At 40.5% G+C, this 13,065-nt stretch carries 13 protein-coding genes; 5 read left to right on the forward strand and 8 right to left on the reverse strand.

Features of this window, described 5'->3' with window-relative positions:
- The first annotated feature begins 61 nt into the window (after positions 1 to 61).
- Positions 62 to 1,513 carry a decarboxylating NADP(+)-dependent phosphogluconate dehydrogenase gene (gnd, locus tag BM156_RS13265; protein WP_093920374.1) on the forward strand — a complete coding sequence of 484 codons (1,452 nt, stop codon included), beginning with the start codon at positions 62 to 64 and terminating at the stop codon, positions 1,511 to 1,513.
- An 84-nt stretch (positions 1,514 to 1,597) separates the two neighbouring features.
- Here gnd and BM156_RS13270 read toward each other — a convergent pair whose 3' ends face one another.
- The 4 genes from BM156_RS13270 to BM156_RS13285 form a co-directional block, all read right to left on the reverse strand.
- Complete coding sequence (locus BM156_RS13270) at positions 1,598 to 2,257, reverse strand: hypothetical protein (RefSeq protein ID WP_139218282.1); 660 nt, start codon at positions 2,255 to 2,257, stop codon at positions 1,598 to 1,600.
- 127 nt (positions 2,258 to 2,384) lie between these two features.
- Positions 2,385 to 2,792 (reverse strand): SRPBCC family protein, encoded by a 408-nt coding sequence (locus tag BM156_RS13275; protein WP_244525745.1) that lies wholly within the window; start codon positions 2,790 to 2,792, stop codon positions 2,385 to 2,387.
- Positions 2,793 to 2,801: 9 nt separating this feature from the next.
- Positions 2,802 to 3,185, reverse strand: coding sequence for a VOC family protein (locus BM156_RS13280; RefSeq protein WP_093920376.1), 384 nt, complete (start codon positions 3,183 to 3,185; stop codon positions 2,802 to 2,804).
- 76 nt (positions 3,186 to 3,261) lie between these two features.
- Positions 3,262 to 3,843, reverse strand: a complete 582-nt coding sequence (locus tag BM156_RS13285) for a Crp/Fnr family transcriptional regulator (RefSeq protein WP_093920377.1) — start codon at positions 3,841 to 3,843, stop codon at positions 3,262 to 3,264.
- 260 nt (positions 3,844 to 4,103) lie between these two features.
- Between BM156_RS13285 and BM156_RS13290 the strand changes: the two genes are divergently transcribed.
- The 3 genes from BM156_RS13290 (at position 4,104) to creD (ending at position 6,408) form a co-directional block, all read left to right on the forward strand.
- The gene (locus tag BM156_RS13290) at positions 4,104 to 4,733 is read left to right on the forward strand and encodes a hypothetical protein (protein ID WP_093920378.1); all 630 of its coding nucleotides are present in this window, start codon (positions 4,104 to 4,106) and stop codon (positions 4,731 to 4,733) included.
- Positions 4,730 to 5,026 carry a winged helix-turn-helix domain-containing protein gene (locus tag BM156_RS13295; protein WP_093920379.1) on the forward strand — a complete coding sequence of 99 codons (297 nt, stop codon included), beginning with the start codon at positions 4,730 to 4,732 and terminating at the stop codon, positions 5,024 to 5,026. Before BM156_RS13290 ends, BM156_RS13295 begins: the two co-directional genes overlap by 4 nt.
- A 62-nt stretch (positions 5,027 to 5,088) precedes the next feature.
- Entirely contained in the window at positions 5,089 to 6,408 is a 1,320-nt protein-coding gene (gene creD, locus BM156_RS13300; protein ID WP_093920380.1) for a cell envelope integrity protein CreD, read from the forward strand.
- A 169-nt stretch (positions 6,409 to 6,577) separates the two neighbouring features.
- On the opposite strand, the gene BM156_RS13305 is transcribed toward creD, so the two are convergent.
- From BM156_RS13305 to BM156_RS13315, 3 genes are all read right to left on the reverse strand, one after another.
- The gene (locus BM156_RS13305) at positions 6,578 to 8,362 is read right to left on the reverse strand and encodes a S41 family peptidase (protein ID WP_093920381.1); all 1,785 of its coding nucleotides are present in this window, start codon (positions 8,360 to 8,362) and stop codon (positions 6,578 to 6,580) included.
- Positions 8,363 to 8,468: 106 nt separating this feature from the next.
- Positions 8,469 to 8,798, reverse strand: coding sequence for a hypothetical protein (locus tag BM156_RS13310; RefSeq protein ID WP_093920382.1), 330 nt, complete (start codon positions 8,796 to 8,798; stop codon positions 8,469 to 8,471).
- 172 nt (positions 8,799 to 8,970) lie between these two features.
- Positions 8,971 to 9,642: a hypothetical protein gene (locus BM156_RS13315; RefSeq protein ID WP_093920383.1), complete on the reverse strand. Its 672-nt coding sequence runs from the start codon at positions 9,640 to 9,642 to the stop codon at positions 8,971 to 8,973.
- Positions 9,643 to 10,435: 793 nt separating this feature from the next.
- On the opposite strand from BM156_RS13315, the gene BM156_RS13325 reads away from it, so the two are divergent.
- Positions 10,436 to 11,932 carry an IMP dehydrogenase gene (locus BM156_RS13325; protein WP_093920385.1) on the forward strand — a complete coding sequence of 499 codons (1,497 nt, stop codon included), beginning with the start codon at positions 10,436 to 10,438 and terminating at the stop codon, positions 11,930 to 11,932.
- 224 nt (positions 11,933 to 12,156) lie between these two features.
- On the opposite strand, the gene BM156_RS13330 is transcribed toward BM156_RS13325, so the two are convergent.
- Positions 12,157 to 12,891, reverse strand: coding sequence for a flavin reductase (locus BM156_RS13330; RefSeq protein ID WP_093920386.1), 735 nt, complete (start codon positions 12,889 to 12,891; stop codon positions 12,157 to 12,159).
- Positions 12,892 to 13,065 lie beyond the last annotated feature (174 nt).

A 13,065-nucleotide genomic window follows, 5' to 3' on the forward strand; every position in this document is an offset into this window, starting at 1 on the left:
AGAAGTCAGATTTATAGACAATTGAACAATACATAAAAAATCAAAACATAAAAATAACGCTATGACAAAATTAGCAGATATTGGTTTAATTGGGTTAGCCGTAATGGGCGAAAACTTGGTTTTAAACATGGAAAGCAAAGGCTACACAGTAGCTGTTTACAACCGTACTGTTGAGAAAGTTGATAAATTCGTTAACGGCCGTGGAGCTGGCAAAAACTTCATTGGAGCACATTCTATTGAAGATTTAGTGGCCTCGTTAGAAAAACCACGGAAAGTCATGATGCTGGTAAAGGCTGGACAACCAGTCGATGACTTCATCGATATGATTGTCCCTCATCTGGATAAAGGAGACATCATTATTGATGGTGGAAACTCGCATTTTCCCGATACCATTCGCCGGACCAAGTATGTTGAAAGCAAAGGGCTCCTTTATGTAGGGACCGGAGTTTCCGGAGGTGAAGAAGGCGCCCTAAACGGACCATCAATGATGCCAGGGGGATCGCCTGAAGCATGGCCTCATGTAAAAGATATTTTCCAATCGATTGCTGCAAAAGTTGAAGACGGTACTCCTTGCTGTGACTGGGTTGGTGAAGATGGTGCTGGCCACTTTGTAAAGATGGTGCACAACGGAATTGAGTATGGTGATATGCAAATCATTTGCGAAGCCTACCAACTGATGAAAGACCTATTGGGTATGAGTGCCGATGAAATGCACGAAGTATTTAAAGAGTGGAACAAAGGCGATCTGGATTCTTACCTGATCGAAATTACTCGCGATATTTTGGGTTACAAAGAAGACGGCGAAGCGTTGGTTGAGAAAATTCTGGATACTGCCGGACAGAAAGGGACCGGGAAATGGACCGGAGTTGCAGCTCTTGACCTGGGCATCCCATTAACACTGATTGGAGAGTCGGTTTTTGCCCGCTGTCTGTCGGCACAAAAAGACTTGCGCGTTGAAGCATCCAAAGTAATTGAAGGACCTAAAGTGAAATTTGAAGGCGACAAAGCTCAAATGATCAATGACCTGAAAGATGCTTTATTCGGAGCCAAAATCATTTCTTATGCTCAGGGCTATAACCTGATGATGGAAGCTGCTGCCGAGCACGGCTGGAACCTCAACTACGGAGGAATTGCCTTGATGTGGCGTGGCGGTTGTATCATCCGCTCAGTTTTCTTGGGAGACATCAAAAAAGCCTTTGACAACAATCCTGAATTACCAAACCTGTTGCTTGATCCTTATTTCAAAGGAAAAGTAGAAGCAGCACAAGCTGGATGGCGTAGAGTTTGCGCAACAGCACTGGCTAATGGAGTTCCAGTTCCTTCTCTTACTTCAGCCTTGTGTTATTTCGACGGATTTAGAAGTGAGCGTTTGCCAGCCAACTTACTGCAAGCTCAACGTGACTATTTCGGTGCACATACTTACGAGCGTATCGACAAACCTCGCGGACAGTTTTTTCACACCAATTGGACAGGCCGTGGAGGCGATACAGCTTCAACAACCTACGATGTATAAGGTAGCATTTAACTCGATATAAAAAATCATTTTTAAGCCACTTCTTTTCCCCGGGAAGTGGCTTTTTATTTTGAAGATCAATGGCTAGAGGTAAAGGAACTCGTTGATCAGATAATGAAAAATGTTTTCTTCAGAACCAAACCGCTTTTTGAGTCCTCGCCAGGTTTCACGACTAAATTTGAACTCATTCCCAAGCGAATCACTGTACGTCCACCGATCGAATATATCTTTTTGCAAGGTCGCATCTTCATCGGGAGCGTCATACTTCAGTTCGCCATTTAGCCCTCTTTTTACTGAGCGCTTTTCACCATTAAATTCTTCTTCATAGGTTTCGTTGCCAAAAATATCTTCCCCAATTTCCACCTTCCCATTTCGATTGTCTTCAATCACAAGCTTGTCAAAAATATCAACCGCATACTTCGCCTTATATCCCCGGTCAAATTCATGTTCATGAATTAAACTTGTAAACAAGTCCAGTTTCTCTTCCGGCTTATTCAACAAATCTCCATACTCCAGATCCAGGTATTTTTTCTTAAAGGTTACTTCATTGCCATTGCTATCTGAAAATATCAAATCATCAAAGATATTTTGCTTCAAGTAGGCCTTGTAACGTTCATCATGTGATTGATAAACTAAATTATCAAACACATCTGTTTCAATCTTTTGAGCAAACACCTGCATTCCTGCAACAACCAATAGAAAAACCAACAACACTTTTCTCATCATCACCTTTTCCGTTTTCATGTCAACCGGCTCTACAAATTTGGCGCCAAAAACGAACTCCCTTCACATAAAGATTCATCAAAAGTTCCTTGTTAACCAAAAAGGCATCATTTGAATCCCAATAAAAAATCCCGCATTAAGAAGGGATTTAAGTTCTGTTTTCGCAATAATGTTTCAACCGGAACAAGAACAGGGCCCAGTTGTAATTACACCATCTGTAAAAGTCAGTTAGTTCTCTCCAGTCGAGATGTTTGAGGACGACTGTTGTTACTCCATCTTTCTCTGATAACGCGATGAAAATTCGTGTACCTATCCATTCCTTATCAGATTCAACGCATTCCCAAACAACTTTTTGATTCTCCTGCAATTCAACAGTTCTCAATTTCGTCAGGTAGCCTTCGTCAAAATCAAATTCATTGATAAACCCAATTTCGGCTTTGACCTTCAATTTATTTGTCCAAACATTTCCCAAACCTTCTTCAGTTGTTAACGCATGGTATACCGTTGACGCAGGAGCTTTTAGGTAATTGATGTGTTCAATATCAACCATCTGCATTGAGTATCTTTATTTCATCGAGTGTAAACCAATGGTATTTCCTTCGGTATCTACCAACAGAGAAATAAAACCATGTTCTCCGATAGACATTTTGGCTTGGTGCACTTGTCCTCCACTGGCAACGACACGGCTTTCCTCCACGGCACAATCTTCACAGCCGAAATAGACAATTGTACTGTTTCCTCCAGCTTTCACACCATCCATTTTAACCAAGGCCCCCACAGCACCATAGCTTTCCATATCACCAGGAAATCCTTTCATCACAACAGATTGATCGGAAGGATCTGTCATATCTTCCATCTGAAAACCGAATACTTTCTCATAAAATTTGGCGGCTCGTTCTATATTTTCCACATAGATCTCGAACCATACTACAGGATTCTGTTTCTTCATTTTTTAAGCTTTTATAAATTTATATTACACAAAGCTCAAAAAACAGAACCAGAAAAATCTTGTCATAAGATAAGTTTTAAGCCTCTTTGGCAATTTCCTTTCTAATTCGACTTAAGGAAGTGTCGGTGATGCCTAAATAGGTAGCGATGTGCTTTAACGGAACCTGTTTGATTATTTGTGGTTTTTCGCGCAACAGATTCAAATACCGCTCGGTAGCCGTCAAGGTTATCATCCCAATAGACCGTTGTTTGGAAGTTAGCAGCTGGCTCGCCATCCAAGCTCTTCCCCACTCTCTGAATCCTTCTATTTTATGAAACAGCTCCTGAAAAGTTGGGTATTCAATCTTCCACAAAACACCATCGCTTAGTGCTTGAATATTTTCCATAGCCGGAATTCGTTGAAACAAGGAAGACACATCAATCAAAACATCGCCATCAATGAAAAAATCGGTGGTAATTTCGTCGCCACTGTAGTTAAAGACAAATGACCGAAATAGCCCTTGCTCAACCAAATAGTATTCGTTACACCTTTCGCCAGAACTGATGATAAGATCATTTTTCGAAAATGCGACCTGAGTATGTACGGCTTTGATTTCGTCATACTCCTCTTTCAAAATTGTCGGATACTGATAGGCTTTTTCAAATAAAGAATCTTTCATTAGAAGGCTTCGATTTAGTAACGAATTGATTCACATCAATCATTTGCATGGGATGATCTATTATCACCTATTTTCAACACTTATAAACTAAAGTTTGTTTATTTTAAGAGGGGTAAACGACTTGTAGTTATCACTTGCCAGGCAAAAGCACTAGCTTTTAGATTTTCATTGGGTAAGCTGTAAAAATAAATGCTCAAACATATTGCCGGAAACTAAAAAAAGATTTTACTTTGTATTTCAAAGTACTTTTAAAGCAAACTATGAAAACGACCAATCAATACTTGGATGAGATCAAAGAGATCAAAAAAATGATGGAACAGTCAACCCGATTCCTTTCTCTTAGTGGATTATCGGGCGTTCTCATTGGCATCTATGCGCTCATTGGCGCATTCATTGCCTATAAAATGATCTACTTGCCAGGCCCTCTGGAGTACCGAAAAGTTTATGCCAATGAAATTACCAATGAATTGTTTTTGCTGGCGGGCTTAGTCCTGCTAGTTTCCTTGTCAACCGTTTTCTGGCTTACCTTCTCGAAAATAAGAAATACGAATCAGAAGTTTTGGTCAGCAAGCTCACGACGCTTGCTTATTAATTTGGCAATCCCGCTAATCACAGGTGGTATCCTGATTTTGATTTTCTCGTATCGCGGTGTACACGCGGTGATTGCTCCATTCTGTTTGATTTTTTATGGTCTGGCACTAGTCAATGCTGCAAAATATACCCGGCAGGAAATTTTCTATATGGGCCTCGTTGAAATTGGCTTAGGCTTACTTTCTGCGGTTTTCCCCGGCATGGGAATTGTTTTTTGGGCCTTGGGCTTTGGCCTTGTTCATATTATTTACGGAACAGTCATGCATTTTCGCTACGACAGAAAAATTGAACAAGCGTGAAAAACATCTTTCAAAATCTGGATAAAGCATTTGAGAACAAGCTGAGATTGGGTATCATGTCCATTCTTTCCGTCAATGCATCAATCTCTTACAACAGTTTAAAAGAGACGCTGGAAGCGACTGATGGAAACTTGGCTAGCCACTTGAAACATCTTGAAAAAGTGGGCTACCTGTCGGTGACCAAAAGCTTTATCAACCGCAAACCCAATACTGAGTACTCCATTACCGATGCCGGACGAATTGCGTTTGAGAAACATTTAAGTGCACTTGAAGCCATCATAAAAGGCTTATAATTTTTTTTAACCATCTACTTTGAAATGCAAAGTACTTTATAAAATAATTAAAACAGATAAACATGAAAACACAACAACTACTGGAAGAAAAGGTAAAGAGCAAGAGCTTCAGATTTAGCGTAAAGCTCATGACAATTGGCCTAATCATTCTTATTTTACTCATTCCCAAAATGATGATCATGGGATTGATTCATGAACGCAAAATGACTTCAGAGTCAGCGCAAATGGAGGTTCACAAATCGTGGTCGTACCAGCAAACGATTCGTGGCCCAATTCTCACCATCCCTTATGTCGAAAAAGTCATCGATAAAGATGGAAAGCTCGTTAAGGAAGAGCACCATGAGTATCACGTACTCCCGAAAACACTCGACATTCAGGGTGAACTATTTCCCAAAGAGCTGAACCGGAGTATTTACCACAGCATTGTTTATGAAAGCGCTATAAGTCTCAATGGGCAATTTGAAAAGCTGGATTTGGAGCACTTACCCATGAGTCTGGAAGACATCAAATGGGATCAGATCAGGCTGTCAATTGCTGTTGGCGACTTGCGGGGCATTAGTTCGGCAGTAGCCCTAAAATGGAACGATCAGCAACTTCCCTTCTCTCCCGGCATGAATAAGCCCACGCTTGGCACCAATGGTATTTCATTGATCTTATCTGAAAACAACATCAAAACCATGCCGGCTGAATTTTCCATCCAACTCGAACTTAAAGGCTCCAACGCCATCTCGTTTGCACCGCTGGGAGAAACAACAAATGTAAGTTTGTCGTCAAGCTGGAACGATCCCAGTTTTCAAGGGCTGTTTCTTCCAACCGACCGCAATGTAAATGAAAAAGGCTTTACGGCCGAATGGAAAGTCTTAAACTACAACCGTGATTTTCCGCAACAGTGGACAGACAATGCCTACGACCTAAAATCAAGCGACTTTGGGGTTGCTTTGGTTGATGTGGCTGACCACTATCAAAAGAATGAACGAACAGCCAAGTATGGCATCATGATTATTGTTTTCGTCTTCTTATCCTTCTTCCTAAATGAAATCATCACCAAGCAGCGCGTTCACCCCTTTCAATACATCCTGGTTGGTTTTGCCATCCTGGCCTTTTACCTGCTGTTGCTTTCTTTTTCAGAGCACGTTGGGTTTAACCTGGCTTATCTCATTTCTGCCGTGTCCGTTATTGGCATGGTGTTTATCTATTCCCGATCGTTCTTAAAAACCTGGCTAAGCTCCATTGCATTAACCAGCATTTTATCCGTTGCATTCCTCTTTATTTTCATTCTGCTGCAACTGGAATCCTTTGCCCTATTGGTTGGAAGTATTGGCCTGTTCCTGATTTTAGGCCTAACCATGTTCTTTACCAGAAGAATCAACTGGTACGAATAAAACACCCCTTCCTTAGGCTTTTCTTGATCGGATGACTGCAAGTCGTCCGGTCAGGAAGCTGGGAAGGGTATCTGCAAATAGAACTTGAAGTTTAACTTAGGTCCCAAAGGCTTGACTCCAAGCCCTGCGCTACCTTAGCAACTTCACATCCATCAGCACATTTACCAACTCAGTCATTATCTTCTCTTGCCACTTCCAGTGCTTTTTCCAGGAATTCATCACGTCCTTCTTTTACTCCCTGAATTGTTTTTTCTACATAGATATTGGGTAGCACTCCGATGCCATGATGTTGTGTTCCATCATGTTTGACAACTTTCATTCCTGTCCAGCTAATTTTATATCCACCGGGCAAACTAAACAAATTAACATTTCCATTTGTCCCTGCAGTAGGTTGGCCAACGATGGTTGCAAGCTTATATCCTTCGATGTATCCCATGTAACTTTCGGCATAACTTATCGCACGTCCGTTGGTAATAAAAACCACATTTTTATCCCCCAGATAGGGCTTTTTTGCGGTCATGGAGCCAATCCAATTAGACTTATAATACCCAACAACTTTGTTCTGATCTGGATAAACAATTTTTGGTCTTTGCATCCAAGCAGAGGTTGTATCATCAATAGCTAATAAATGTCGAATAAAACCATGATTACCTTTAGGGTATCCTCTCAAGTCACATATGATTGATTTACATTCTTCCAGTTGAGGTAAAAGTTTATTAATGGTATCCATTGCTATTTGATCGAGATTCAGATACCAAATATCAGGTTCTATTTCTTTATATACATCTTTCTCAAATCTTGCTTTCTGCAACCAGTAATTTGGATTAGCAGTTCGTTCTAGTTTATGCTCTTTTCCTTCAATCACAACATTCAATTCACTCTCCTCCTGACCAATAAGGCTTTGGATTCTGGCCTTATAACGCAACCATCCATCGGTCGCCGCAGAAATCCTCGAATAAGTTTCTTCAAAATACTCCTCCGAACTTTTCCCATCGATATGGGTAACAATATCTCCAACGTGAATGGAGTCATAGTATTCGGCCACCTTTGTAACGACCAGTTTGTTTTCAATCCATTCCCAAGCAATTGAGGGGGCATAATCTTTACTCAGTGATTTATTAGAAACGGAAATATGTCCATCCTGGAGAGTAGCCGTAAACTTTCTTAGAGTAACCAGATGATCGAATTTTGACGTATCAATATAACTCTGTGCTATTGCGTTCTTAAATTCAGCTTCCCAGTCGACCTCGACAACATCAAAATAGGGGTAAAAATGTTGAAAGACATTAAACACATTGACCATATTTCCCAGTCTTAAATACGGATCTTCCACCTTGGCGTTATTGGTGTCTTTTAGTTTTTCTTTTAACTCTTCAAGTCTAGTTTCATCGGCCCTTGGGAAGGTTGATTCCTTATTACCATATAGCACGATTGGAATCCGACAATATATTCCATCTCCAACTTGTTTAATTACACTCTCGCCAAACTTGGGCTCGTATTCAAATAGTTGCTTAATCCCCATTGCACTGTCCCGATTAATCCGCCAACTTGCATAGGGACTTCTTTTGCTATCCATTCCTATACTTACGCCTACATGTTGCCAATATACAGGCGCATACTGCTCTTTATTTTCAGGAATGATATCCTTTAGTTCAGTATCAAGAATCGTCTTGTCTTCGGCAAACGTTATGGATGGCGCAATGGGTTTAAATAACCGATTCAGTGTATTTACGATATCCTCCTTTGTTCTGCACTGATCAATTTGGGAGGCACCATATATTGAAAATTTCTCCCAATCAATTTGAGATGCTTCATCACTTGGATGAAAATATTTGACATATCCGTAAACTTTGGCAAAAGTCACCATATTTTCAATCTTCTTACTCTCATTTTGACAACCCAAAAACGAGAAAAGAAAAATTACAAATCCGATCCTATAAATTTGTTCTTTCATCTTTTGTTATTCTTTTTATTAGTCACTTACTAGTTGTCCGGTGTCAGATAGCCATCAACAGGGGAGCCAATCCAGTTATATTTTAGACCTCGTGTTATTATATTTCTCAAACACTTTTCTTTTGTACTAATTTTTGAGTCGTGCCAGTTGCAATGATTGTGGAAATGACTGATAGGATCATTGAAGTCAAGTTGATTGTTTGGAGTCGTTGGAGTGTATCATCATTCTGGTCATTTATAGCAGAACCTTTTATTGTTTCAAGCTCCTCTAAATAATTGATCGTTTCTCCAAGAGTTAGTGGTCTTTTGAGTTCAACAGCTGTTCGTATTTGAAAGCTTTCATCCGTGTATGATTTGATGTATTTCAAATAAAGTCCAGACGAAATCCCGACAATAGAAATAACCAGCAGTAGAATCAGGTAAGTTTTGTTTTTCATAGTCAATTTTTGGTTCGGAAGCTTTTTATATATTCTTGTTTTTTTAGCTTATTAATGACGGCGGTTCGCCCATATAAAGATCCTTGGGGGGGGGAGTGTTGTATATTCACTTTTCTAGTTCTGCTTCAATTTTTCCCGGGAGCTGAACTTTCAAAACTCACCTAAGCCTATGCTACTTCATTATGGCTTGCTGTGCTTTGCTTTTTTCTTCGGTTATTTCAAGTGTTTTCTGTATTTGCCATAATAATCTATCACGAGAACCTCTATCAAGTGCTCTTTGACCACTCAACATACTCGAAAAGAAAACAGGAGTATCTGAAAGAAGAGTCCCTTTTGAAAATCTAAATGTTCCTACAATATCATCCCAGTACAGAGAATATCCACACCATTCAGAGCCTATGAGCAATTCCCGAGAAAAAGTATTTGCAACAACAATTATTTTTGGATTACTATTTTCGATAACATATTTAGATAGCTCCAAGTTCTTCTTTATAAACTCTCGAACATCTGGTTTTCTGCTCAATTTTTTGATAACAGATTGTTTGGTCTCTCGTAATATCAATAAATCATAGTGTGTCCAACTTACATCATATTCTAATTTATCATGAAATCGCTCTATTTGTTTAAAGTAGGCATAACATGTTTGTTGATATTCGTCATAAAATAATCTCTCTGACATTTGATAATCTTGGTGCGGGTACGATGGATTTAATCCAATATACATTACCGAATTATTATTTGTTTCCTTTGTTATCCAATACCCTCTATTAGCGTAATGCTCTATTGCCTCAGAGGTATTTTCGAATAAATCATCAAATTTGCTTTTTAGGATTTCAATATTCATATTATTCTTGCTTTGTAGTAAAAAAACATTGATATAACATCAGTCTCCTTTATGAACTCATAAAATTTCTCATTTTGTTGGTCAAAAAAAATCCATGTTTGTTATATGTTTTTTAAGTAATTTTTGGCGTAGTTACATATACACTATTCTTATTGTACATACCAAAAGTCTTCTTTCCTCTTCGAATATATAAAATATGTTTATCAAAATAAATGACTTAGTCAGCTAATTTTATGAATTTGCTTTTTCGGCCCCCAACAGGCACGCAAAGGGCATCCCTCCAACAACTCGACACGAACTAACTGATTTACTGCCCCCTGCAACCGTGCAACAAGCCAGAAACTTTTGTGGCTTGCTTCCCGCAATCCTGCAGCAAGCATGAAATTTCCGTAGTTCGCTTGCCGCAGCGCTGTAACATGCCAGAAATTTTCGTGGATAGCTTGCCGCAGCTGTGCAACAAGGAAAAAACTTTCGTAGCTGACCTGTCGCAGCCGTGCAGCAAGCAAAAAATTTTGGTGGCTAGGCTGTCGCACGCCTGCGGCAGGGTCGCAAACTGATTTGCTTGGGTCCCGCAAACGTTTCCCACCCGAGGTAGAACGAGTGTTTCAACAAGGCGACCGGCACTCCGGCACTCATCGATTTTCAAACAAGCCAAATACCTAAAAACGAGTGGCTCACTCCTTCCCGAATTCTGCTATCTCCCGAAAAATCCATATTTTTACAATCGCACCCTCACGCATTCGAAAATTAATTGTAGTTTTGCGCAATTTTTCAATCTAAAAGCTGGTATATTATGGCAAAGTACTCAAACGAAGTTTCCAGAACCTTTAGCGAATATCTGCTGATCCCCGGTCTTACTGACAAAAACTGCGTTCCACAAAACGTTTCATTAAAAGCCCCATTGGTGAGTTTCAAAAAAGGCGAAAAGCCAAGCATGGAACTCAATGTGCCTTTTGTTTCGGCTATCATGCAATCGGTATCCGATGATAACATGGCCATTGCCTTAGCACGAAATGGTGGGCTGTCGTTTATTTTTGGCTCTCAAGCCATCGACACTCAGGCTGAAATGGTGCGCAAAGTAAAAAAATTCAAAGCAGGATTTGTTGAAAGTGACTCTAACCTAACGCCAGAAAACACCTTGGCTGATGTTGTAAATCTGATTGAAAAAACGGGACACTCAACCCTCGGAATTACCGAAGATGGCTCGTCACACGGAAAACTACTGGGCATTGTTACCGGACGTGATTTCCGAACCAGTCGCGATCCAATGGACAAAAAAGTGAAAGAGTTTATGACTCCTTTCGACAAGCTGATCACCGGACAACTTGGAATTTCATTGAACGAAGCCAATGATATCATCTGGGACAATAAACTCAATAGTCTTCCAATTATTGACAACAACCAGAATCTTCAGTACTTCGTGTTCCGCAAAGACTACGAAAGCCACAAAGAACACCCGAACGAGCTTTCAGATTCCAATAAAAAATTGATGGTTGGTGCTGGGATTAACAGCCGCGACTACAAAGAACGTGTTCCTGCCTTGGTCGCTGCTGGTGTTGATGTGCTTTGTGTTGACTCTTCGGATGGTTTTTCTGCCTGGCAGCGCGAAACCATTGAATACGTCAAGAAAGAATACAAAGGCGAAGTCAAGATTGGTGCCGGCAACGTAGTTGACAAAGAAGGTTTCTTATACCTTGCTGAAGCAGGAGCCGATTTCATTAAAGTTGGGATTGGTGGCGGATCGATTTGTATTACCCGTGAGCAAAAAGGAATTGGGCGCGGCCAAGCCACCTCAATCATTGAAGTAGCTGCTGCACGCGATGAGTATTTCGAAAAAACCGGAACGTACATCCCAATCTGTTCGGATGGCGGTATTGTACAGGACTACCACATGGTACTGGCCTTGGCTATGGGAGCTGACTTTTTGATGATGGGCCGTTATTTTGCCCGTTTTGACGAGAGTCCAACACGTAAGCTGATGGTGAACAACCGCTATGTTAAAGAATACTGGGGAGAAGGATCGAACCGTGCTCGCAACTGGCAACGTTACGATATGGGCGGCAGCACTGGCCTGAAATTTGAAGAAGGTGTTGACAGCTATGTTCCTTACGCCGGTAAATTGAAAGACAACCTGGATATTACTTTGGGAAAAATGAAATCAACCATGTGTAGTTGTGGCTCAATTTCCATTCAGGACTTAAAAGATAAAGCAAAAATTACCCTGGTATCGGCCACCAGTATTGTTGAAGGTGGAGCTCATGATGTTATTCTGAAAGATGCCAACATGTAATTTAAGCGATCGTTAGGTTTTCAGATTTCGGATGATCAAACATTGATCAGATCTTCGCTTAGAGGGATTTGGATAATGTAAAAAGCCAGCCGATGACATAAAAATCAACGAGCGACTATAATTAGCAATCACATAAAGACTTAGAAGTCCCAGGCTCCATCGAGCTTGGGACTTTTTAATCGGTATAGAACATTTAATACGTTAACTATCTTCTGCAGAATTGCTTAAACCTTTTTGAAGTAATCCTTAGCCGCATTACAAATCGGGCATTTATAATCTTCAGGCAAATCCTCAAAAGGCGTGCCCGGAGGAATTCCCATTGAAGGATCGCCAACCGCCGGATCATAAGTAAAGCCGCAAATCACACAAACATGAGATTCTGCTCCGTCATCTTCTTTTTCGTCCGGCTTTGCATCTTGCTTTTGCAGTTCAGCTTCTTCCTCATCCAGCACCGATTTCTCAATATAAGTTGGGGAATTCTTAGGTGAAAACATTTTGTATTTCTCGCGGTAGTAGGCATAGGTCAAAGGCTCTTCATCCGACAGCACATCGCTGTCAACCACCTCTCCTACAATCAGCCAATGCGAACCAACATCAATCGCATGAGTCACTTTGCAGTCCAGCCATGCCACACATGCATCCAACACAATCGGAGCTCCCGTGCTGGCTTGCGTTAGTTCAACATCCTTAAACTTATCCAGGTCACTTCCCGAATTAAACCCAAAGTTCCCAATCAGTTTAACGTCCAATTCCTTCTTCAGAATTGAAACAGAAAAAATACCGGACTCGCGAATGGCAGCTGTGCTCTCATTGTCCTTATGACAAGAAATAGCCACCTGCTCCGGCTCGTTTGTAACCTGAAAAGCGGTATTGGCAATGTACCCGTACTTTTTGCCACCTTGCTCAGTGGCGATCAAGTACATGCCGTATGACATTTTATGAAAAGCTTTGTATTTCATCTGTTTATAATTGTTAGTTTTTAATGTGGTTCGCTAGAGATCTTAACAGTCGATTTCGCTAATCATGCTCACCTCCTGTGTTCATTGGCACACAATAGCAAGCATAATGAACTTTAAATTTGGGATTATTTTAGCAAACTTCCATACATCTATGCCAAATATCGGAACTCATCC

It is taken from the genome of Sunxiuqinia elliptica (assembly GCF_900113005.1).
Classification (GTDB): Bacteria; Bacteroidota; Bacteroidia; order Bacteroidales; family Prolixibacteraceae; genus Sunxiuqinia; species Sunxiuqinia elliptica.